Consider the following 23,996-nt stretch of genomic DNA (forward strand, 5'->3'; position numbering starts at 1 on the left):
GAAGGATTAGATATTTGTTGAAGGTCGGGCGTATAGGCCCGACATCGTTTTTGTACGTATAAATTGGCAGGTGTCGCCGCCTGCCGCATATAAGAATAATCCCATGATGACTGAAGACACACGTCCATTGGTGCAAGTGGTTGCCGGAATTTTGCTCGACAAAAACGGCTGCTACCTGCTCAGTTCCCGCCCAGAAGGCAAACCGTATGCCGGTTATTGGGAATTTGCCGGCGGCAAGGTGGAAGCCGGCGAAAGCGATTTTCAAGCCTTGCAACGCGAGTTTGAAGAAGAACTCGGCATCCGTATCCTCGCCGCTACGCCGTGGCTGACCAAAGTCCATTCCTACGAACACGCACATGTACGCCTGCATTTTTTATGGGTAGAAGCCGACCAATGGACAGGCGAAATCCAATCGAGGGAAGGGCAGAAATGGGCATGGCAAAAGGCAGGGGATTTTACCGTTGCGCCGATGTTGCCTGCCAATAGTGCATTATTACGTTCCCTATCTATCCCTCGCCAGCTTCAAGGCCGTCTGGAAAGCGGTTTGAGCGGTCAAAACAGCATGGGCGAATATCATGTTGTGCCATATCTATCGGCTCAACATCAAACCGCCTCTGCCGTATTGTTGGAATTTGCCGATTGGCAACAAGGCAGGCCGATAGAAGCATCCAGCGTGTGGCCAATCATTGAAAATGCCGAACAATGGCAGCAGGTGCAAAATGCGGATGCTGTCGTGTGGAAAGTGGCGAATGAAGCGGCAGCCAAGCAAGTTGTCGATATTTTGGCGCAAGGCGTGGCTATACCGTTGATTACGGCAGCTCCGGAAAGTATGGTTTCCATTTATCGCGAACAATGGCAGAGCATGGGTGCGCACGCCGTTTTGACCGATAATGACATTGAGGCCGTCTGAAATGAGTAAAAATCAAAAACTACTGATTGCCGCTGTTTTACTGATTGTGTTTGCGGCGGCCAAACTGCTGCTTTTGGATTGGTGGCAGCGGCAACAGTCAAAAGCGAATGTAGTCGAATGTAGTCTGACACAAGGCTGCGTCCTGCCTGACGGTTCAAAAGTGCGTGCGACCTCCATCAATACACACGATCCGTTTGATATTGTGGTGGAGAATGTGCCGAAGAATACGGGCGCGGTCAGTATCAGTTTCAGTATGAAAAACATGGACATGGGCTTCAACCGCTACAACCTGACGCAACAATCGTCGCAAAGTTGGCAGGCTGCGCAAATCCGCTTGCCGTTTTGCGTCGAAGGCCGCCATGATTACACTGCCGACATTACCATTGGCAAGCAGACTTTTCAGACGGCATTTAGTGCAGAGTAGTCATCATGCAAAGGCCGTCTGAAAATTTAAAGGCAAAAATTTTAATTTTTCAGACGGCATATTTAAAAGTTCCTTATAAATGAATCAATTATAAATTATTTTTAGGCAGATTGTTTACAATCATTCTGACTATCAGCCAAAAGTACAAAACGGACAGAAGCTAGGCCACACAAGGATTTGATGTGGTACAGCCTGTCCGTTTTTTACATTTGTTGCAAAAAAATCGTTTATTAATAACTGAATTTTTTATAATTTTTTTGAAAAAAGTGTTTGACAAGACCGGTTTTATTTTTTAAATTTGTTTCCATAAATAAAAACTACATCGCACTACAAAGGAACATCATCATGAATCTGTATCAAACCACTCTCTCTTGTTATAGATTTTCTCCCATCTCTGCCGCTCCCGTCGCCGCCAGCTTATTGGCAGTCCCGACGGTCTGAAGGCTCTCAACCCGAATCCAGTTTCCGCATTCCTACAAACGCTTCGGGTTTTAAAATATCTGTATCTCCAATCGAATTCATATTTTGATTAATAAAAATTAAAAAACGTACACCTCCGCTTCAGCCTTATTGTATTTATTGTTTTTGATAACTATTTGTATTTATTGATTTTAAATTTTCAGATGGTTGATGATTGAAATTTTACAGGCCGTCTGAAAACAGTTTTTAGAATGATTGTTTCTTTTTAAACGGTTCGTTTCAAGTTGTGAAAAAACCGAGCCGTCCGATTAATACTGATGAAAAAAGTCTATAAAGGAGAAATATGATGAGTCAACACTCTGCCGGAGCACGTTTCCGCCAAGCTGTGAAAGAATCAAACCCTCTTGCCGTAGTCGGTTGCGTCAATGCTTATTTTGCACGATTGGCCACCCAAAGCGGTTTCAAAGCGATTTACCTGTCCGGCGGCGGCGTGGCAGCCTGCTCTTGCGGTATCCCTGATTTGGGCATCACCACAATGGAAGATGTGCTGATTGACGCGCGACGCATTACAGATAACGTGGATACCCCTCTGCTGGTGGACATCGATGTGGGTTGGGGCGGTGCATTCAATATCGCCCGTACCATTCGCAACTTTGAACGCGCTGGTGTTGCAGCGGTTCACATCGAAGATCAGGTAGCGCAAAAACGCTGCGGCCACCGTCCGAACAAAGCCATTGTTTCTAAAAATGAAATGGCTGACCGTATCAAAGCTGCCGTAGATGCCCGCGTTGATGAGAACTTTGTGATTATGGCGCGAACCGATGCGCTGGCGGTAGAAGGTTTGGATGCCGCTATCGAACGCGCTCAGGCTTGTGTCGAAGCCGGTGCAGACATGATTTTCCCTGAAGCCATGACCGATTTGAAAATGTACCACCAATTTGCAGATGCAGTGAAAGTACCTGTATTGGCCAACATTACCGAGTTTGGTTCCACTCCGCTTTATACCCAAAGCGAGCTGGCTGAAAACGGCGTGTCACTGGTGCTGTATCCGCTGTCATCGTTCCGCGCAGCAAGCAAAGCCGCTTTGAATGTTTATGAAGCGATTATGCGCGATGGCACTCAGGCCGCAGTGGTTGACAGTATGCAAACCCGTGCCGAGCTGTACGAGCATCTGAACTATCATGCCTTTGAGCAAAAACTGGATAAATTGTTTCAAAAATAAGTAACCGCTTTCAGACGGCCTTTCAACAAATCCGCATCGGCCGTCTGAAAAATAAAACCCACAAAAATACAAAGGAGAAATACCATGACTGAAACTACTCAAACCCCGACTTTCAAACCTAAAAAATCCGTTGCGCTTTCTGGCGTTGCGGCCGGTAATACCGAATTGTGTACCGTTGGCCGTACCGGCAACGATTTGAGCTATCGCGGTTACGACATCTTGGATTTGGCACAAAAATGCGAGTTTGAAGAAGTCGCCCACCTGCTGATTCACGGTCATCTGCCCAACAAATTCGAGCTGGCCGCTTATAAAACCAAGCTTAAATCCATGCGCGGCCTGCCTATCCGTGTGATTAAAGTTTTGGAAAGCCTGCCTGCACATACCCATCCGATGGATGTGATGCGTACCGGCGTATCCATGCTGGGCTGCGTTCATCCTGAACGTGAAAGCCATCCGGAAAGTGAAGCGCGCGACATCGCCGACAAACTGATCGCCAGCCTCGGCAGCCTCCTGCTGTACTGGTATCAATATTCACACAACGGCAAACGCATTGAAGTTGAAAGCGACGAAGAGACCATCGGCGGTCATTTCCTGCACCTGTTGCACGGCAAACGCCCAAGCGAATCACACATCAAAGCCATGCACGTTTCACTGATTCTGTATGCAGAACACGAGTTCAACGCTTCTACCTTTACCGCCCGCGTGATCGCCGGTACAGGCTCTGATATGTACTCCAGCATTACCGGTGCAATCGGCGCGTTGAAAGGCCCGAAACACGGCGGCGCGAACGAAGTAGCTTACGATATTCAAAAACGCTACCGCAATGCCGACGAAGCCGAAGCAGACATCCGCGAACGTATCGGCCGCAAAGAAATCGTGATCGGTTTCGGTCATCCGGTGTACACCATTTCCGACCCTCGCAATGTTGTCATTAAAGAAGTGGCACGCGGTTTGAGCAAAGAAACCGGCGATATGCGCCTCTTTGACATTGCTGAACGCTTGGAGAGCGTGATGTGGGAAGAGAAAAAAATGTTCCCGAATCTGGACTGGTTCTCCGCTGTTTCCTACCAAAAATTGGGCGTACCGACTGCTATGTTCACACCGCTGTTCGTAATTTCCCGTACAACCGGTTGGAGCGCACACGTTCTCGAGCAACGCAAAGACGGCAAAATCATCCGTCCGAGCGCAAACTACACAGGCCCTGAAGATTTGGCATTCGTGGAGATTGAAAACCGCTAATACGCGTAACAGCAGGGTGGGCCGCCTGCCCGCCCCATCTCGAAATGCCGTTTGAAAATAATGAATAAATGATGTTTTCGTTTTTCGACGGCCTAGTGCAGTATGCGAGAGAGAGAGCCGGCCGTTTGGAAAACATGCTGCTCTGCTGTCGTCATTCCCATACAGGTAGAAATTCAAAAGTTGAAATGTTCTGCTGTAAAGAGTGCTGAAAGATTTAAGTTTGGATTTCCGTCTATACGGGAATGATGGTAGCGGAGCAGCAATTTTTTTTCATACCGCGAATAGATTTCAGACAACAAGCAATAAAACAGAATTTATGGTTTCAGACGGCCTGAAGGTCCGAATCAACAGGCCGTCTGAAACCCCAAAACCAAAAAAATAATAGATTTAGGAGAACCGACATGACTGCCAACCAACGCTACCGCAAAGCTTTACCCGGTACGGATTTGGAATATTATGACGCGCGTCAGGCGTGTGAAGACATCAAACCAGGCTCTTACGACAAGCTGCCTTATACAAGCCGTATCTTGGCTGAGAACTTGGTCAACCGCGCAGACAAAGTCGACCTGCCTACGCTGCAAAGCTGGCTGGGCCAGCTGATTGAGGGAAAACAGGAAATCGACTTCCCTTGGTATCCGGCGCGCGTGGTGTGTCACGATATTCTGGGTCAGACAGCGTTGGTGGATTTGGCAGGCCTGCGCGATGCGATTGCCGAAAAAGGCGGCGATCCTTCCAAAGTGAATCCTGTGGTGCAAACCCAGCTCATCGTCGACCACTCTTTGGCCGTTGAATGCGGCGGTTACGATCCTGATGCCTTCCGCAAAAACCGCGAAATCGAAGACAGACGTAACGAAGACCGTTTCCACTTCATCAACTGGACAAAAACCGCATTTGAAAATGTGGATGTGATTCCGGCGGGCAACGGCATTATGCACCAAATCAACTTGGAAAAAATGTCGCCGGTTGTCCAAGTTAAAAACGGCGTAGCTTTCCCTGACACCTGCGTCGGTACTGACTCACATACGCCGCACGTCGATTCACTGGGCGTGATTTCCGTAGGCGTGGGCGGTTTGGAAGCCGAAACCGTGATGTTGGGTCGTGCCTCCATGATGCGTCTGCCTGATATTGTCGGCGTTGAGCTGACCGGTAAACGCCAGCCAGGCATTACTGCCACCGACATCGTGTTGGCACTGACCGAATTTTTGCGTAAAGAGCGCGTGGTTGGCGCATTTGTCGAATTCTTCGGCGAGGGCGCAAGAAGCCTGTCCATCGGCGACCGTGCCACCATTTCCAACATGACCCCTGAGTTCGGCGCGACTGCCGCGATGTTCGCTATTGATGAGCAAACCATTGATTATTTGAAACTGACCGGTCGCGACGATGCGCAAGTGAAATTGGTAGAAACCTACGCCAAAACCGCAGGCTTGTGGGCAGATGCCTTGAAAAACGCCGTTTATCCGCGCGTATTGAAATTTGATTTGAGCAGCGTAACGCGCAACATGGCAGGTCCAAGTAACCCGCATGCCCGTTTTGCGACCGCCGATTTGGCCAGCAAAGGCTTGGCTAAACCTTATGAAGAGCCTTCAGACGGCCAAATGCCTGACGGTGCAGTGATTATTGCCGCGATTACTTCGTGTACCAATACTTCCAATCCGCGCAACGTTGTCGCCGCCGCGCTGTTGGCACGCAATGCCAACCGCCTCGGCTTGAAACGCAAACCTTGGGTGAAATCTTCGTTTGCCCCGGGTTCAAAAGTAGCCGAAATCTATTTGAAAGAAGCAGGCCTGCTGCCTGAAATGGAAAAACTCGGCTTCGGTATCGTTGCCTTCGCATGTACCACCTGTAACGGCATGAGCGGCGCGCTGGATCCGAAAATCCAGAAAGAAATCATCGACCGCGATTTGTACGCCACCGCTGTATTGTCAGGCAACCGCAACTTTGACGGCCGTATCCATCCGTATGCGAAACAGGCTTTCCTCGCTTCGCCTCCGTTGGTCGTTGCCTACGCGCTGGCAGGCAGCATCCGTTTCGATATTGAAAACGACGTACTAGGCGTTGCAGACGGCAAAGAAATCCGCCTGAAAGATATCTGGCCGACCGATGAAGAAATCGATGCCATCGTTGCCGAATATGTGAAACCGCAACAATTCCGCGACGTTTATATTCCGATGTTCGATACCGGCACAGCGCAAAAAGCACCAAGCCCGCTGTACGACTGGCGTCCAATGTCCACCTATATCCGCCGCCCACCTTACTGGGAAGGAGCACTGGCAGGGGAGCGCACATTGAGAGGCATGCGTCCGCTGGCGATTTTGCCCGACAACATCACCACCGACCACCTCTCGCCGTCCAATGCGATTTTGGCCAGCAGTGCCGCAGGCGAATATTTGGCGAAAATGGGTTTGCCTGAAGAAGACTTCAACTCTTATGCAACCCACCGCGGCGACCACTTGACCGCCCAACGTGCAACCTTCGCCAATCCGAAACTGTTTAACGAAATGGTGAGAAACGAAGACGGCAGCGTACGCCAAGGTTCGCTGGCACGCGTTGAACCCGAAGGTAAAACCATGCGCATGTGGGAAGCCATCGAAACCTATATGAACCGCAAACAGCCGCTCATCATCATTGCCGGTGCGGACTACGGTCAAGGCTCAAGCCGCGACTGGGCTGCAAAAGGCGTACGCCTCGCCGGCGTGGAAGCGATTGTTGCCGAAGGCTTCGAGCGTATCCACCGCACCAACTTGATCGGTATGGGCGTGTTGCCGCTGCAATTCAAACCGGGTACTAACCGCCACACCCTGAAACTGGACGGTACGGAAACCTACGACGTGGTCGGCGAACGCACACCGCGCTGCGACCTGACTCTCGTGATTCACCGTAAAAACGGCGAAACTGTCAAAGTTCCGGTTACCTGCCGCCTCGATACTGCAGAAGAAGTATTGGTATATGAAGCCGGTGGTGTGTTGCAACGTTTCGCACAAGACTTTTTAGAAGGAAATGCAGCGTAAGGTAAATCGGGCATGATCAAAATGTCCGGGCTACGCTCAAAAAGGTTTTCAGACGGCCTCGAATGTTTGAGAGGCCGTCTGAAAAAACCATACTAGAAATACAAAGGAGAACTCGAAATGCCGCAAATTAAAATTCCAGCCGTTTACTACCGCGGCGGTACATCTAAAGGCATTTTCTTCAAACGCACCGATCTGCCGGCAGCTGCGCAGGAAGCAGGCGAGGCACGCGACAAAATCCTCTTGCGCGTACTCGGCAGCCCCGACCCTTACGGCAAACAGATTGACGGTTTAGGCAATGCCAGTTCGTCCACCAGCAAAGCCGTAATTTTGGACAAATCCGAACGCGCCGATCACGATGTTGATTACTTGTTCGGACAAGTTTCCATCGACAAACCTTTTGTCGATTGGAGCGGCAACTGCGGCAATCTGACTGCCGCCGTGGGCGCATTTGCCATCGAGCAAGGCTTGGTCGATAAAGACAAAATCCCTTCAGACGGCCTGTGTACCGTCAAAATTTGGCAGAAAAACATCGGCAAAACCATTATTGCCCATGTACCGATGCAAAACGGCGCAGTTTTGGAAACAGGCAATTTTGAGCTTGACGGCGTAACGTTTCCGGCAGCCGAAGTACAAATCGAATTTCTTGATCCGGCCGACGGCGAAGGCAGTATGTTCCCAACCGGCAATTTGGTCGATGAAATTGATGTGCCGAATATAGGCCGTCTGAAAGCCACGCTTATCAATGCCGGCATTCCAACCATTTTCCTGAATGCCGCAGATTTGGGCTATACAGGCAAAGAGTTGCAAGACGATATCAACAACGATGCCGCGGCTCTGGAAAAATTTGAAACCATCCGCGCGTATGGTGCGCTGAAAATGGGTTTAATCAGCGACGTATCCGAAGCCGCTACCCGCGCCCATACTCCGAAAGTCGCTTTTGTCGCCCCTGCGGCCGATTACACCGCTTCAAGCGGCAAAACCGTCAAAGCTGCCGACATCGATTTATTGGTACGCGCACTGAGCATGGGCAAATTGCACCACGCCATGATGGGTACTGCTTCAGTCGCCATCGCTACCGCTGCCGCCGTGCCCGGTACGCTGGTCAACCTTGCAGCCGGAGGCGGAGCGCGTAAAGAAGTCCGTTTCGGCCATCCGTCAGGCACACTGCGCGTTGGTGCAGCCGCCGAATGTCAGGACGGACAATGGACGGCCACCAAAGCAGTCATGAGCCGTAGCGCACGCGTGATTATGGAAGGACAAGTCCGAGTGCCGGAAGATTGCTTTTAAGTTTTCAGACGGCCGCAGCACTAAACAAGGCCGTCTGAAAACCAAATAAGCAGATTTTAGTCAGGTAGCGATACCTGCAATGGAGATTATGGTTGGGCATAAAGCCTGACTAAACATCAAACCAAAGGCAATCTGAAAAGCTCTCAAATGTTTTTGCTCTTTTCAGACGGCCTGAAGCCAAAAAAACAATCAAAAATCAAAGGAGAAACACCATGTCCAACCAACTCATTCTTGTTCTAAACTGCGGCAGCTCTTCACTCAAAGGTGCTGTTATCGACCGTAAAAACGGCAAAGTTCTCTTAAGCTGTCTCGGCGAACGTTTGGGTACGCCCGAAGCAGTCATTACGTTCAGCAAAGACGGCAAAAAATGCCAAACAGCCTTGACCGGCCGTAACGACCACGCCGGTGCAGTAGGTATGTTGCTGAAAGAACTTGAAAAACACGGCCTGCACGACCGCATTAAAGCCATCGGCCACCGCATCGCCCACGGCGGCGAAAAATACAGCGAATCTGTTTTGATCGATCAAGCAGTAATGGACGAACTCAATGCCTGCATTCCGCTCGCTCCGCTGCACAATCCTGCTAATATCAACGGCATTTTGGCTGCGCAAGAGCATTTCCCGGGTCTGCCCAATGTCGGCGTGATGGATACTTCGTTCCACCAAACCATGCCGGAGCGTGCCTACACTTATGCCGTTCCGCGCGAATTGCGTAAAAAATACGCTTTCCGCCGCTACGGTTTCCACGGTACCAGCATGCGTTACGTTGCCCCTGAAGCCGCACGGATTTTGGGCAAACCTCTGGAAGACATCCGTATGATTATTGCCCACTTAGGCAACGGCGCATCCATTACCGCCATTAAAAACGGCAAATCCGTTGACACCAGTATGGGCTTCACGCCGATTGAAGGCTTGGTGATGGGTACCCGTTGCGGCGACATCGACCCGGGCGTGTACAGCTATCTGACTTCACAAGCCGGTTTGGATGTTGCCCAAGTTGATGAAATGCTGAACAAAAAATCAGGCTTGCTCGGTATTTCTGAACTCTCCAACGACTGCCGTTCTTTGGAAATCGCTGCGGATGAAGGCCATGAAGGCGCACGCTTGGCTCTGGAAGTGATGACTTACCGCCTTGCCAAATACATTGCTTCGATGGCAGTAGCTTGTGGCGGCATTGATGCACTCGTGTTTACCGGCGGTATCGGCGAAAACTCGCGTAATATCCGAGCTAAAACTGTTTCCTATTTGGATTTCTTAGGTCTGCACATCGACACCAAAGCCAATATGGACAAACGCTACGGCAATTCAGGTATTATCAGCCCGACCGATTCTTCTCCGGCTGTTTTGGTTGTTCCAACCAATGAAGAGCTGATGATTGCCCACGATACGGCTCAGTTAGCCGGCTTTATGGAAGAAGCAGGCTAGGGCGGAGATTCCCCTAGATCATAAACAATAAAAAGTGCGGATTCATCATCCGCACTTTTTTAATTACATCTCAATCAAGCCACTTGGGTTTGATGTTCGTCGCCGTTGCGCTCACGAACTGCGCCCAAACGGTAAACGGTTTCGCCTTGTTCGCTCAAGAATGCCTGTACTGCATCGGCATCTTCTTTAGCAATGATAACGACCATGCCGATACCGCAGTTGAATGTACGGTACATTTCTTGGGTTTCCACATTGCCTGCTTTTTGCAGCCATTGGAACAGTTTAGGCAATTCCCACGCTTTGGCATCGATTTGTGCAACGGTATTTTCAGGCAAAACGCGAGGTACGTTTTCGGTAATGCCGCCGCCGGTAATATGGGCCATGCCTTTAATGGTGAATTTTTCCAAAGCGGCAAGGATAGGTTTCACATACAGGCGGGTAGGGGCGATAATGGCTTCGCGCAAAGTTTTACCGTTGTCGAATTCCGCGTCCAAATCAGGATTGTCGCGCTCGATGATTTTGCGTACCAAAGAGTAGCCGTTGGAGTGTGCACCGTTGGAAGCCAAGCCCAAAACAACGTCTCCGGCCTGAATGCTGCGGCCGTTAATAACGCGTTCTTTTTCAACCACGCCGACGGCAAAACCTGCCAAGTCGTATTCGCCTTCGGGATACATGCCCGGCATTTCGGCAGTTTCACCGCCAATCAAAGCGCAACCGGATTCTTCGCAGCCTTGGGCAATGCCTTTAATCACATCAGTCGCGCGGGCAACGTCCAGCTTGCCGCAAGCAAAATAGTCCAAGAAGAACAAAGGTTCTGCGCCTTGAACCAAAATGTCGTTGACGCTCATGGCAACCAAATCGATGCCGACGGTATCGTGTTTGTCCCAGTCGAATGCCAGTTTCAGCTTGGTGCCGACGCCGTCCGTACCGGAAACCAATACCGGATTTTTGTATTTTTTGCCGATTTCGACCAAAGCGCCGAAACCGCCCAAATCACCCAACACTTCAGGGCGCATAGTACGCTTGGCAAAAGGTTTGATGTTTTCGACCAGTTGATCGCCTGCGTCGATATCCACGCCTGCGTCACGATAGCTCAAAGAAGTGCTCATTGGATTTCCTTATTCGGGTATGGGTAGATTGTCGGAGCGTATTTTATCTTAAATTAGAGGATTCAGGCTGAATTTTTTGGCATTATTGTCAACAATTTTTATTTTATCTTAATAGCCGTCACGCGTTCAGACGGCCTTTGTGAATCTGTTATACTGCTTATTGATTTTGAAAACCTTAAACATCAATTGGGAAATACCTTTTTATGTATCAAAAGAAAACGCGCGGCGCAAAACCGTGGATTATTATGGCTTGCGTTATCGCGGCCTTTATTTGGCTTTTATATGCCTTGGGCGATGTTTTGACGCCGTTTATCGTAGCTGCCGTTTTGGCCTATGTTTTGAATCCCTTGGTCGAATGGCTGCAACTGAAGCGTATCCGTCGCGCGCCGGCCTCTATGATTATTATGGCACTGGCTTTGCTGATATTGCTGTCGTTGGTGCTGATTATCGTGCCTATGTTGTTGAACCAGTTTAACAATCTGGCCGAACGCCTGCCACAAATCGTAGGCTTTGTTCAAAACAAATTGCTGCCGTGGCTCAATAGCGTCAGCGGGGATTATATTCAAATCGATCAAGAATCAATTATTGCATGGTTGCAGTCGCATACGGATGAGTTGAGCAATACGCTCAAAGAATGGATTCCTACCTTGATGCGTCAAAGTGGTAACGTCATCAGCGGCGTCAGCAATTTGGTGTTGTTACCTTTGCTGCTGTATTACTTCTTGTTGGATTGGAAACGCTGGTCTTCCGGAATCAGCAAATTGGTTCCGCGCCGTTTTATCGAAACTTACACGCGTATCAGCGGCAATATGGATGAAGTTTTGGGCGAGTTTCTGCGTGGCCAGCTGATGGTGATGATGATTATGGGCTTGGTCTATGGCTTGGGCTTGATGCTGGTCGGTTTGGATTCCGGCTTTGCCATCGGTATGATTGCCGGTATTTTGGTATTTATTCCGTATTTGGGTGCATTTACCGGCCTTTTGCTGGCGACAGTTGCCGCGCTTTTGCAATATGGCTCATGGCAGGGTTTGTTGATGGTCTGGGCTGTATTCGGTGTCGGACAATTCTTGGAAAGCTTTTTCATTACGCCTAAAATCGTCGGCGACCGCATCGGTTTGTCTCCGTTCTGGGTGATTTTCTCGTTGATGGCTTTCGGACAACTGATGGGTTTTGTCGGTATGCTTGCCGGTCTGCCGCTTGCCGCCGTAACATTGGTTTTATTGCGTGAAGGTGCATCTGCCTATTTCGGCAGCCATTTCTATAAACATAAATAAATCGATGATATTAAGGCCGTCTGAAATCCAAGTTTCAGACGGCCATTGATAACAAAGGAAGTCTATATGTTAGCCATTATCGGCGGCAGCGGTTTGACCAAACTGCCGGAACTCGAAATTACTGAACGAAAAATCGTACGCACTCCATACGGCTTAACCAGCAGTCCTATTTTGTTCGGCAGGTTGGGGCGCTTGGACATTGTTTTTCTCGCCCGACACGGCTTCAGCCATACCATCGCGCCGCATGAAATCAACTATCGCGCCAATATCTGGGCATTGCACTCTTTAGGCGTTGAAAACATTATTGCCATTTCCTCAGTCGTCGGTATCAATCCCGATTTTGAAAACGGCAGTCTGGTGTTGCCGGACGATTTGATTGACTATACCTATGGCCGTAAAGATACTTTTTTTGAAGGCCAAGAATGCCCTGTCGTCCATACCGATTTTTTCAACCCTTATTGCAATGAATTGCGACAAAAGTTATTAAATATCACGAAAGCGCACAATGTGCCGATTTACGACACAGCAGTATATGGCTGCCTGCAAGGCCCGCGCCGTCCAACTCGCGCAGAAATTGCCCGTTATCGCAATGATGGTGTAGATGTACTTGGTATGACCGGTATGCCCGAAGCTGTTTTGGCCAGAGAGTTGAAAATGGCCTATGCCCACTTTTGCAGCGTCAGCAGCATTGATTGCTTTGATAGCGGAGTAGGGACTGTAGGCTGTAATGAACAGACTTCTATGGCGATGACGAAAATCCGACAATTATTGAATGGTTTGTAATTGATCATGCCGTCTGAAATGATGTTTTCAGACGGCATTGTTTTAGTTAAGAAGCCGTTTCACGCGCCCAATGAGGCAGGGAAGCTTTTTGTTTGCGGAACGAGGCAAGTTGCATGCCCCGACATTTTTCAAAAATCAATTCGACCCCGCTTTGCAGCTGTAAAATCAAATTGGTATGCGTTTCCGTTTTAATAAAGTCAATATTGCGTTGTACCAAGCGCTGAATGACGGCATAAACATCAAGGCAGCCATTTGCAAAAAACCACGGATTCAATTTTACCCAACGGCCGCCGCTTAGTGCAGCATCAGGCTGAAAATCAGCGCGAATCTGTGTCAAACGATTGTCGGAGAAATGCAGTTCGATATCGCCATAAAGCCAAATATTCCAGCCTTTTTGTACCAACAAGCCTTTAGGGACGCAATCAGGCGCAGGAAACATCTGCAAAATAGACTCTGCCGATTGTCCGATTTCCAGATAGTCAAACCGGCCGGTATACAAAAAATCATAAATATCAACGGCAATAGGAAAGTGGTAACGCATGGCAACAACCATAGAAAAGCAATTAACCAAGCTATCTTAAACTTAAAATATAATGAAATCAATTCTTATTACTATTTATTCAATATAAGAAAGGCCGTCTGTTGTCCAGACGGCCTTATAGCTTTGGCTTAAACCGATAATTTTGGTTTACTCAGCCTTTAAATCAGCCACGCATTGCTTATCGCGTGCCTCAAAAGCTTCCGCGCCACCCAAGAGTTTGAGTTGCTCCTCAGGGCTGATTTTGCCGAAGTTTCGGATTTGCTCGTCAGAGAGTTTGCTTAAAGGCTGATCCCACATGCAGACACAATAGTCTTGAGCCAATTTCTCGTTTTGCGCATCCAAACCTTTTGCCTTCAAATCAGTTTGCCATTTTTCAGCAAAAGGAATGTTTTTCACACAAGATTCCACCACATTTTGCTTCATCTGCGGCTTGTTCATGGCGCATTGTGAGAGCAGGGCGGTCAGAGCCAGCAAAGACAAAATAATCCATGCCCAAATGCGGATGGTGCGGATTTTTGCCTTGGCTTTCTTTCTGGCCGCCAGTTGTTCTTCAGACGGCCTTTCCGTTTGTTGCTCAGTCATGCAGGCTTTCCATGCGGATCATGGTGATCGGAGCATCCACGCAGCTCAACGCCTCAATCGCTGCGATAGCGCGTTTGACATTGTGTTCCACCGTGGTGTGGGTCAGAATCACGATTTCAGCAGTGCTTTGATTAATCACGCCTTTTTGAATCAAAGCTTCGATAGAAACATTTTCTTTGGCCAAGAGTGCGGCAATTTGACCCAAAGTTCCTGGTTCGTCAGTTGCTTGAACGCGCAGATAGTAGCTGCTGGTGATTTCATCCATAGGCAGAATATTTTGCACTTGAACTTGTGAAGGTTGGAATGCCAAGTGAGGGACACGATGGTCAGTCTCAGCTTCAATCAGGCGGGCAATATCAATGATATCGGCAACCACGGCAGAAGCCGTTGGCAATGCACCGGCGCCTGCACCATAATACAAGGTTTCACCAACCATATCGGCATTGACGCGGACAGCATTCATCACGCCGTTAACGTTAGCCAGCAGACGGCTTTCAGGAATCAGAGTAGGGTGTACGCGCAACTCGATGCCTTTGTCGGTTTTACGGGTAATCCCCAACAATTTGATACGGTAGCCAAGTTGTTCAGCGTATTTGATATCGCGGCTGTCGAGTTTGCTGATGCCTTCCAAATAGCAGGCAGAAAAGTTCATCGGCGTACCAAATGCCAATGCGCTCATAATCGTAATTTTATGGCCGGCATCATGACCTTCGATATCAAAAGTGGGGTCAGCTTCTGCATAGCCCAAAGCCTGAGCTTCTTTCAATACGTCTGCAAACGCGCTGCCTTTTTCACGCATTTCAGTCAGAATGAAGTTGCTGGTACCATTAATAATACCGGCGATACTGCGGATTTGGTTCGCAGCCAAGCCTTCACGCAAAGCCTTGATAATTGGTATACCGCCGGCAACAGCAGCTTCAAACTGCACCATGACATTTTTTTCTTCCGCCAAAGGGAAAATTTCATTGCCGTATTCGGCCAGTAGTTTTTTATTGGCAGTAACAATGTGTTTGCCGTTTTCAATCGCTTTCAATACCGCATCTTTGGCAATACCGGTACCGCCAAACAATTCCACAACAACATCAACATCTTGATGTTGAACCAGCTCAAACGGATCTTTGATAAAAGCAGCATTCGGGCAAATTTGTTTGGCTTTTTCTTCGCTCAAATCACAAACAGCAGAAATACGGACTTCTCGTCCCAAGCGGCGGCTGATTTCCGCAGCGTTGTCCTGCAATACAGTAGCCGTACCGCCACCGACTGTACCCAAACCTAAAAGACCGATATTTACTGGCTTCATTGTGTCTCCTTTTGAGCCGATACTTTAAAATAATCACGAAAAACCAAGGCTTGTTATAATCGCTTGCAATCGTAAATTCAGAGCAAAGCATCAATGCACAAGGTCAAACGTTGAATCCTACCTGATATTGCTTGATCTTGCACCTTTTTTTGCAAGTTTCCCAAGGCCGTCTGAAAAATCGTTCTACCATAAAAACAGGAATTGCCATGAAAATCACAGAAAACCATATTGATGAAACCGCATCATTTTTTTCATCCTCACAAGGCATATTGCAAATCGGTGAACAAACATATTCAGAACCCATTTGCTGGCAAGATGGCAAAGTGAGCATCATTCCTCAAACAACCATCGGAGAATTAAACGAACAAATTTTTATATCAGCAATTGAAACAGCAGAAAACCGTCCAGAAGTCATTATTATAGGTACAGGAGAAAAACAAAAATTTCTGCATCCCAAAGTTGCTGCAGCCTTATCAGCCTACGGAATCGGCCTCGAATGCATGAATACAGCCTCAGCTTGCCGAACTTTAGTTTTGCTGCAAGGCGAAGGACGAAGCGCATGGGCTTGGTTGTGGCCATAATTTGCAGAAAAGACTATTGCATCATGCTAGCTTAGGTTCGCATAATTTATATTATGTTAAATTCATAATACTAGTATTTTAGCCTGCCAACTCCTGTTTCTCTTATTAAAGAAGAACTTCTACGTTCACAATGAGATTCCTGCCTCCAGATTTAAAAAAATCACATCTTGCAACTAGCGGAACACTTTTTCTAAGTATGTCTAGTACAAGGTACTTCTTCTCAAGGAATATGAAGGTACTTGGTATCGTACTAAGGCTCCCTGCTCCCTACTCGACTTCATTACTCGATAATTAAGGTGACAACTGGCGCAATTAGCCTGTTAGCTGCCTTTAAGAGGTTCAAACACATCGCCTTCAGATGGCTTTGCACACTTACTTTGTTCTGCCCCAAATAGACTGCCCGGGCATAGCGGAATTTACGGTGCAGTGTCAGAAATAACTCACATAATCGAAATAGCGGCTCAATAATCTCTACCGCTTCCCCTCCCTATTCTATTGATCAAATCTCAAAAAACATTTCCATATTATTAAAAACAAGTTAGAATTTCATAAAATTATAAATAATAATCAAACTTATTTGTATTATTTTAGTCAGAGTGTAATCGCATCTATTCGATCTGTCTCATTCAGACGGCCTTACCAATCAAGTTATATGGATTCATTCTATGCAACCGATCAAAGTCACCACCCTCTCCGCCTGCATCGCCGCCATTGGTTTCGTCCCTGCCGTTTATGCTGCAGATAATTCGACAGTTATTCTCGATACCATAACTGTCAAAGGAACTCGAAATAAGGATGAAATCGGTAAAAACCGCGTTTATACCCGCGAAATCGTCAATCTTTACAAGAGCAAAAACGAAGTCGAAACCTTCAAAGGCAACACCGTATCCGACCTTTTAAGCGGTATGTCCGGCGTGTACAGCGGCGACGCGCGCAACAGCGGCGCGCTGGATCCGAATATACGTGGTGTGCAAGGTCAAGGACGGATTCCCGTTACCATCGACGGCACGGAGCAGGCGATTACCGTCTGGCGCGGCTACGCGGGCGCAAACAACCGCAACTACGTCGACCCCAACATCATCAGTAGCGTTTCTATCGAAAAAGGCCCCTCGTTCAGCCGTGATATGAAAAGCGGCATAGGCGGCTCCGTCGCCCTGAAAACCATCGATGCCGACGATATTGTCCCCGAAGGGCAGAAATACGGCTTTGAAGTGAAGGCGGAGGCTTCCAACAATTCCATCAAAAGGCGTGAGAATGCTTATGAACATTCAGTCGATTATCGAACCTTGCCTGTTCCCGCAGTAGCGACGGGTGGTATTTGGCGTTCGTTTTTTGACGATACCGACCGAATCGACCAGCGTTTCAACGGACGCAATAAATTTGGGGAGGATAAAGCCTACCGCATTGCCGCCGCCACCAAGCAGGACAATTTCGATGCCATGCTTGCCTATGCCTACCGCAGTAAAGGCAATTATTTTTCCGGCAAAAAAGGCGCGGAACGCTACGGTTATATCGGTCCTTGGACACAAGAAACTTTAGACGAATTGAAACGTCGTAAAGAAGAAGCCGCTGCCAAGGGTGAGAAATTTTTCGGCAGTGAAAACATGCTGGGCGCACCCGATATTTCAAAAATCGGACTTTTTTATCATCCGGGCGGGGAAGTCAGCAATACCTCGCTCGAAACCAAATCATGGGTAGGTAAAACCACCTTCCGTCTGCCGAACCGCCAAACGCTCAAATTCGGCCTGCGCCATACCGATTCCACGTTCGGCGAAATTATGCCTTCGCGCATTATCGGCCCCATCAGTTGGGATGCGTCCGTCCTCAACAAAATTGCCGAATGGCCGCAGGCATGGGTAAAACAGCGTTCCTACAATATCGACTATTCGTGGAAGCCCGAGGGCAGCCGTTGGATAGATTTCGATGCCACGCTTTGGACAACGCGCACCAAATCCAAAACCAATACCGCAGGTGGCTCACCCGGCGATACCGTTTATGAGGACAACAAATTTCAAATAGCATGGGATGAGTACGACAGATGGCAAAAAGCTACGCCTGAAGAGCGTCAAGAATTGCTGAATGCAGGTTTTGAAGTCCCAAAACCGCCCAAACCCGAAACGCCCAATACAAACGGCAGGTTCAACACTATTGAAGGCAACGCCTATTACGCCCGTAACAACCGTACAGGCTTTCAATTCTCCAACCGTATGAAATTGAGCGACAAACTGTCGTTGACTTTGATGGGCGATTTTCAAAATGAAAAACTGACATCGCGCAATGATTTTTCAGACGAGCTGGAGCGGGGAGGATACGACAAATATCGGGAAGAACTCGAAAACAGCACCATCAGGGCAAATTATGAATTGAACCAATACGGTGTACCTCGCAACGGCAAGCGGCGTGAATACAATCTGGGCTTTAATTTTCGCTACGAACCCTTCCGCTGGCTGACTTTGACGGCAGGTGGGCGATATACCAATTTCCAACTTCAGGATAAAAGCAGACGTTTGGAAAGCGGCACGAATAAGACCGGCGATCCGTTAGAAATGAACAGGGGAATAAAATATTCGATCGGCAGGGTTGCCACGCCGCAAGAATACGCGGATTACAAGGCAATTGACGATGCTTTGGCGAATGGCAGTCTTGATTATGGAGTTTTATATGAAACAGAGGAATACGCAGAACAAAGAAAAAAACATGCACAAATTAGCCTGACTTCGTTTCAAGTCAATTCGCAATATATTCCGACTTTGACAGATGATCGCGAAAAATGGGTCAATCCTAATGAAAAGGTGGATTTCTATTGGTTGAAAGACGATAAAGGCCGTCTGAATATGCAGGATCATCCCCTTACCAATGGCAGCATTCCTGATTTGCACACCAAAGTCGCCAATCCTGTATATGACCCGTCTATTCCAGACAGTCCGCAATTTGTACCTAAATACTACGCAGCCAGTGCAAGTGTTTACACAACGCCAATGACCGAAGCCGAAAGACAGAGGGCAATGAAGCAGAAGGGCAGCGGTTGGGTACCTGCATTTTCTGCCACCATCAATTTTACTGATTACAGCCGCGCCTATTTGCGCTATACCGAAACCCTGCGCTACCCCAGCATTTTTGAAGGGACTTACGGCTTTTCTACCGCCGCCGGCTCATTCAACCGCATGGGCTATGGCTGGCGGCCCGAACACGCCAAAAACTGGGAAGTGGGCTATATTCATGATTTGACGGGGCTGTTACCGAAAATGAAAAAAGCGGATTTCCGCGTCAATTACTTCCATAACAAGACCGAAAACGTTATCGATAGGGACAGCAATCTCGAATTCGAACAATTCGACAGACAAATCCGCAGTGGTGTCGAGCTGTCCACCCGCTTCGATACCGGACGCGTCTTCGGCAGCCTGAACGTATTCCGCAGCCTGAAAAACAAAATGTGCGACGAAAATTTCACTTGGACATCCGCAACAGAGGGCATGGTTGATTCAAGCTATTTTGTGAAAAACGGTAAGACTATGAATCGTCCTGTCTGCAACCACGGCGGCTTGACCGATTCGGGCTATCTGGCAAGCGCGCTTCAACCACGCTGGTCGATTGATGCCGAATTGGGCAGCCGTTTCCTTGCCAACAAACTGGAAACAGGCGTGCGCCTCCATTACCACAGCCGCGTCTATGAAAACCGCAACGATGCTTGGCAGCCATTCTACGATGTGCGCAATAAATATCAGAATGACAATATGAAGCCCCAGCATAACGATATGCGCTGGCAGCCTGTTGCGGTATGGGATGCCTACCTGCGCTACAAAATCGGCAAGAACCTGACTGCCGAGCTTGTGGGCAGCAACCTGACCAACCGCTACTACCTCGACCCGATGAGCCGCTCCTATCTGCCTGCACCGGGCAGAACGGTCAGGATAGGGATTACAGGTAAGTTCTAAAATAGTTTCAGGATGCAATTATCAAAATTCTAATATTAGTAAAATGTAAATTATCATAAATGATAATAATTTCCGTTTTTATTTTATAAAAATGGGAATATACTTACTTTGCTTTTCCAAGAGGGCGAATTTGTAAGATTAATCCAGGTTCTTCTTGAGAAAGTTTGTTGATTTTGTAAATTTTTATTTTGGAGTGAATTATGGAACTCGTAAAAACCGTTGCGGTATTGAGTGTTGCGTTTGCTGCTTCTTCTGTGTTTGCACTACCTAAAGGTTTTCAAGCCAACCCGACTGGTGCGACGACCGAATCGATTCAAGTCGAAGGGGTAAAGCATATTGGTGTTACTCTTGAAAACGAAGGTGAGCATAAAGGTAAAGCTTCCATTTTTGTTAGCGATACCAAGGCTGTCTCAGGAACTCCAGAGAAAGGTATTGCCAATAACAAGCCTGTCTCTTTTGCTAAAATCGATGCGACAGCGAACAAATATTTTGTTAAAACGTTTGCTCACGGTATTTTGGGTAAAGACAAAAACGGCGTTACTGTTGCCAATCTGTATCGGATGAACGGTGCATGGCATCTGATTCCCAAAATGCCCGACCATTCCCATTTGGGCCGTCTGTCTTATTCCAAAGTCGGTAATATGGATGTTTACTTCGGCGACTGGTCTGCCGTTCCTTCCGGTGCGGCTGTCGGTACAAAAGGTACGAATTACACTGCCTTCTATAGCGGCACGGGTCGAACCACCAATCTGCCGACTACGGGTACTGCCACTTATACGGTTAAGGGTATCAACCAATATCATACGCAAAATACAGCCCTCTTAAACGGTACGTTGAAAGCTGATTTCGGTAAGCGAACGCTGAACGGAGAAATGGAACGCGCAGGTTTGAATGTCGCCATCAACAATGCCACGATTAATACGGCTCAGGCTTCCTTCTCCGGTACAGCTACGGCAAACAAAGTGGCCGGTACGACCCACGGTCATTTCTTCGGCAATCAAGGCGCAGCGATTGCGGGCGTGGCTGATTTTGGTCGAAACCATGCCTATAACACTGCCTTTGGCGGTACGAAAATCGGCAAATAATGAATCATAATGCGATAAGGCGGACGGTTTTTGTCGTTTCCCATTCCGTCCGCCTATAAAACACAAATCATCCGACACACAATGCACATCGTACAGGGCCGTTCGGAAATATCGGGCTTCGCAATGCGTTTAAGCCGGTATTTTTCGAACGGCCCGTGAGTTTGAAGGCGTGCTGTTTCGATGGGCTTGAGAAGCTCATTTTCAGACGACCCGTCATTCAAATAAAAAAATGCTCTGCCCGGTAAAGATGAAATGTCAGTTTTTCTTTGAAAAGGTCGTCTGAAAAACAAAGCCGCCCGATACACAGGAAAGAATTTTATGAAACGCCTTTTGCTCCTTCCCTTTTTTATCAGCCTGCTGCCCCACGCGTTTGCCGACGACAGGGAAGACCGCTTCATGCAGCTCAAACAGGGAACGGAACTCCGCCGCGCTCAGCAGGAAAGGAACGAAGCGGACAATACGGCGATCGAATTCGGCGCGGGAGAAGTGCAGGACGGCGAAGATTTGGCGTTGTCGCTGATGAAGGCGGTCAACGCGCAAAACGAAGAGGAAACGGCTCGGCTGTTAGACATTTACCGCCGTCAGGATGATTACGACCCCGATATAGTGCTGTTTGCCGAGGCCAATCAGGCGGTGTCCCGCGACGATTTGGAGGCCGCGCTGGCGAAATACCGCGAGCTTTACCGCAAAAATCCCGAATTTCTGCGCGGCCGCCTGGATTTGGCGCGGCTGCTGTTTATAGACAAACAAAACAAAGAATCGGCGGCATTGTTCGACGGCATCGATATTCCCGAAGTGCCCGCCGTCAATGAGAAAATCAAAGTGTTTGCCGACGCTTTGAAGAAACGCGATGCGTGGAGCGGCTCGGTTTCGTTCGGCGCGGGTTACGACACCAACTTAAACCAGTCGTCGGGCACGACGGTTGTCCGCAATCAGACAAGCTGCGGTTTCGATTCGAACGGGCAGCCGATTCTGGACGATGCCGGAATGCTGTCCTGCCGCAACGAACAGCTTGACGCCTACGCGCCCGATGCGTTGAAAAACCGGATGTGGGTATATGAAGCCAACTTAAGCAGACGCATTTCGCTCAACGGCCACCACGGCCTGCAACTGGGCGGCTACGCATGGGGCCGGCTCTATCCCGGCAACAAAGAATACGGCGAACACAATATCAACGTCAGCCCCGCTTACAGTTTTCAGAGCAAAGACCATTCCTTCAGTATCGGCCCGCAGGTGCAATACGAATGGTCGGGCGGGAAACTGCGCGACAGCAGCGCCGGCATCAGCACGGCATACAGCCGCACCTTTTCCGACCAAGCCTCGCTGGGCGTGCAGCTCGACCACAAATACGACCGCTACCGCGGTGAATTAAAACATTTCAACGGCCCGCAGACGCTTCTGTTCACCACCGCCATCTACGCCCTGCCGAAAGACTGGCTGGTATTCGGCGGCTACGACTACCTGCGCAAAAACAGCCGCGAAAAAGTGGATTCCTACCGCCGGCACGGCCTGCGCGCGGGCGTCAATAAACGTTTCGAATCCGGCATCGACGCCACCTTTCAGGCAATCTGGCGCAAAACAGCCTATCAGGATTACCATGCCTGGCTGGAAACCCGCCGCCGTGATTTCGAACGCACCTACCAGTTGGACATCAAATTCGATCGCCCTTTCCTCCGCGGCTTCGTACCCATCCTCACCGTAAAACACACTGACAACAAAAGCTCGTCCTGGCTAAATCGCTATAAACGGAATGAATTTCTAATTAAAATAGAGCATAGGTTTTGAAATTAAAGGTCAGCCAGATGATCTCTTGTAAGATTATTATCTTATATTCATAATGTGATTAACTCGCAAATTTCTTACAGTTTAACTTATCAACTTGCTAAAAAAATTTGCAAATAGGCCGTCTGAACTTAATGTTTCAGACGGCCTTTGCAGTATAAATTAGCTATCCCCTACACTTTCTTGTTTCACAAGAGTTTGATGGTACTTGGTATTCTTATATCTCTCCTACTCCACTACACAATAAATTAGGAAGTAGAGGTAAGGTAAAATTAAATAGCCAAGTTTCTCTTAAAACCTATTGATTTTATACTAAAAATTGGAGTACTATGAGCACACTCTCTAGAGTATCACTAATTCTCATTTGACATATAGGAACAATAAGCGGAATTTGTAGAAGAATAGGAAAAAAGAAAATAATTTATATTATGTTAAATTTCCTATTTAATCCGAGTAGTTATCATAACTTGTAATTTTTGAATAAACCTACCCTTTCGGGAGCAACCCGAAAGGGTTGTCTCCCACATTGGAGACTAGCATGTGTAATATTAAAACCGAAAGCAATGTTATTCCTGAAAAACCAAAATTCACTCTTTCTAAAGAAGATGGAGTGCAAAAGTTGCAGATTGTTTTCCCGGAGGAAAGCGAGGAGCTTCTTGAAATCCATCAGTCTGACGAATACGACTATTCAGTTCCTGATTTGTCAGTTGGTGTGGATGTTGAGTCACTCTATAACGCCGTCAAGATTCTTGCTGAAAACCCTAACAAGCTTCATCACCTTGCAATACATTGTTATGCGGGTTCTGAAGGATTCGAAGGCAAGTTGAGATGTGAAAGATTGGTTTTAACGCCCTATTCGTCGTCTATGACTTTTTTCTTGGAGTTTTTTAATGATTGGACAGGAACTCTCTACGAGATGGATTTGACAGGACAATTCAAAGAATTTATTGGATACACGTTTCCTGTTACTGAACCTTTGTCAAAACTGAAAAAACTGATCGATCAAGATGATTGATTTAAAACCAACGGCTGCCTAGGCAGCCGTTTTTACCATGATTGTAGATTGACCACATTTGTTACTTAGTGTAGT

At 48.0% G+C, this 23,996-nt stretch carries 18 protein-coding genes; 14 read left to right on the forward strand and 4 right to left on the reverse strand.

Annotation, left to right across the window (positions count from 1 at the left end):
* Positions 1 to 106 precede the first annotated feature (106 nt).
* The 7 genes from ACTHTG_RS06805 (at position 107) to ACTHTG_RS06835 (ending at position 9,934) form a co-directional block, all read left to right on the forward strand.
* Positions 107 to 910 (forward strand): NUDIX domain-containing protein, encoded by an 804-nt coding sequence (locus ACTHTG_RS06805; RefSeq protein WP_197459415.1) that lies wholly within the window; start codon positions 107 to 109, stop codon positions 908 to 910.
* Position 911: 1 nt separating this feature from the next.
* A complete protein-coding gene (locus tag ACTHTG_RS06810; RefSeq protein WP_063075774.1) occupies positions 912 to 1,334 on the forward strand; it encodes a hypothetical protein in 423 nt (140 codons plus the stop codon).
* Between the two features lie 766 nt (positions 1,335 to 2,100).
* Entirely contained in the window at positions 2,101 to 2,976 is an 876-nt protein-coding gene (gene prpB / locus ACTHTG_RS06815) for a methylisocitrate lyase (RefSeq protein WP_063075772.1), read from the forward strand.
* 84 nt (positions 2,977 to 3,060) lie between these two features.
* The gene (gene prpC, locus ACTHTG_RS06820; RefSeq protein ID WP_063075771.1) at positions 3,061 to 4,215 is read left to right on the forward strand and encodes a bifunctional 2-methylcitrate synthase/citrate synthase; all 1,155 of its coding nucleotides are present in this window, start codon (positions 3,061 to 3,063) and stop codon (positions 4,213 to 4,215) included.
* Positions 4,216 to 4,616: 401 nt separating this feature from the next.
* Positions 4,617 to 7,223: a Fe/S-dependent 2-methylisocitrate dehydratase AcnD gene (gene acnD, locus ACTHTG_RS06825; RefSeq protein ID WP_049335194.1), complete on the forward strand. Its 2,607-nt coding sequence runs from the start codon at positions 4,617 to 4,619 to the stop codon at positions 7,221 to 7,223.
* 117 nt (positions 7,224 to 7,340) lie between these two features.
* Positions 7,341 to 8,510 (forward strand): 2-methylaconitate cis-trans isomerase PrpF, encoded by a 1,170-nt coding sequence (gene prpF / locus ACTHTG_RS06830; RefSeq protein ID WP_004520374.1) that lies wholly within the window; start codon positions 7,341 to 7,343, stop codon positions 8,508 to 8,510.
* Between the two features lie 212 nt (positions 8,511 to 8,722).
* Positions 8,723 to 9,934 (forward strand): acetate kinase, encoded by a 1,212-nt coding sequence (locus tag ACTHTG_RS06835; protein WP_004520375.1) that lies wholly within the window; start codon positions 8,723 to 8,725, stop codon positions 9,932 to 9,934.
* A 74-nt stretch (positions 9,935 to 10,008) separates the two neighbouring features.
* Here ACTHTG_RS06835 and purM read toward each other — a convergent pair whose 3' ends face one another.
* The gene (gene purM / locus ACTHTG_RS06840; RefSeq protein ID WP_003686290.1) at positions 10,009 to 11,043 is read right to left on the reverse strand and encodes a phosphoribosylformylglycinamidine cyclo-ligase; all 1,035 of its coding nucleotides are present in this window, start codon (positions 11,041 to 11,043) and stop codon (positions 10,009 to 10,011) included.
* Positions 11,044 to 11,246: 203 nt separating this feature from the next.
* Here purM and ACTHTG_RS06845 point away from each other — a divergent pair, with 203 nt between their 5' ends.
* Positions 11,247 to 12,317: an AI-2E family transporter gene (locus ACTHTG_RS06845; RefSeq protein WP_049335191.1), complete on the forward strand. Its 1,071-nt coding sequence runs from the start codon at positions 11,247 to 11,249 to the stop codon at positions 12,315 to 12,317.
* Positions 12,318 to 12,383: 66 nt separating this feature from the next.
* Complete coding sequence (locus ACTHTG_RS06850) at positions 12,384 to 13,100, forward strand: S-methyl-5'-thioinosine phosphorylase (RefSeq protein ID WP_049343856.1); 717 nt, start codon at positions 12,384 to 12,386, stop codon at positions 13,098 to 13,100.
* 46 nt (positions 13,101 to 13,146) lie between these two features.
* Here ACTHTG_RS06850 and ACTHTG_RS06855 read toward each other — a convergent pair whose 3' ends face one another.
* From ACTHTG_RS06855 to ACTHTG_RS06865, 3 genes are all read right to left on the reverse strand, one after another.
* Entirely contained in the window at positions 13,147 to 13,641 is a 495-nt protein-coding gene (locus tag ACTHTG_RS06855; RefSeq protein ID WP_049328665.1) for a hypothetical protein, read from the reverse strand.
* Between the two features lie 147 nt (positions 13,642 to 13,788).
* On the reverse strand, positions 13,789 to 14,223 hold the full coding sequence (locus ACTHTG_RS06860; protein WP_004520379.1) for a hypothetical protein: 435 nt from the start codon (positions 14,221 to 14,223) through the stop codon (positions 13,789 to 13,791).
* The gene (locus ACTHTG_RS06865; RefSeq protein ID WP_004520380.1) at positions 14,216 to 15,523 is read right to left on the reverse strand and encodes a homoserine dehydrogenase; all 1,308 of its coding nucleotides are present in this window, start codon (positions 15,521 to 15,523) and stop codon (positions 14,216 to 14,218) included. The genes ACTHTG_RS06860 and ACTHTG_RS06865 overlap by 8 nt, the downstream gene beginning before the upstream one ends.
* A gap of 206 nt (positions 15,524 to 15,729) precedes the next feature.
* On the opposite strand from ACTHTG_RS06865, the gene ACTHTG_RS06870 reads away from it, so the two are divergent.
* From ACTHTG_RS06870 to ACTHTG_RS06890, 5 genes are all read left to right on the forward strand, one after another.
* The gene (locus ACTHTG_RS06870; RefSeq protein ID WP_004520381.1) at positions 15,730 to 16,104 is read left to right on the forward strand and encodes an Mth938-like domain-containing protein; all 375 of its coding nucleotides are present in this window, start codon (positions 15,730 to 15,732) and stop codon (positions 16,102 to 16,104) included.
* A 665-nt stretch (positions 16,105 to 16,769) separates the two neighbouring features.
* Positions 16,770 to 20,039 (forward strand): TonB-dependent receptor domain-containing protein, encoded by a 3,270-nt coding sequence (locus tag ACTHTG_RS06875; RefSeq protein ID WP_440360582.1) that lies wholly within the window; start codon positions 16,770 to 16,772, stop codon positions 20,037 to 20,039.
* 200 nt (positions 20,040 to 20,239) lie between these two features.
* Positions 20,240 to 21,124: a Slam-dependent surface lipoprotein gene (locus ACTHTG_RS06880; protein ID WP_049343863.1), complete on the forward strand. Its 885-nt coding sequence runs from the start codon at positions 20,240 to 20,242 to the stop codon at positions 21,122 to 21,124.
* A 318-nt stretch (positions 21,125 to 21,442) separates the two neighbouring features.
* Entirely contained in the window at positions 21,443 to 22,909 is a 1,467-nt protein-coding gene (locus ACTHTG_RS06885; RefSeq protein WP_049343865.1) for a surface lipoprotein assembly modifier, read from the forward strand.
* A 535-nt stretch (positions 22,910 to 23,444) separates the two neighbouring features.
* Positions 23,445 to 23,921 carry a hypothetical protein gene (locus tag ACTHTG_RS06890; RefSeq protein ID WP_004521018.1) on the forward strand — a complete coding sequence of 159 codons (477 nt, stop codon included), beginning with the start codon at positions 23,445 to 23,447 and terminating at the stop codon, positions 23,919 to 23,921.
* Positions 23,922 to 23,996 lie beyond the last annotated feature (75 nt).

The sequence above is a fragment of the Neisseria sp. P0017.S009 genome, from assembly GCF_051957375.1.
Classification (GTDB): Bacteria; Pseudomonadota; Gammaproteobacteria; order Burkholderiales; family Neisseriaceae; genus Neisseria; species Neisseria perflava.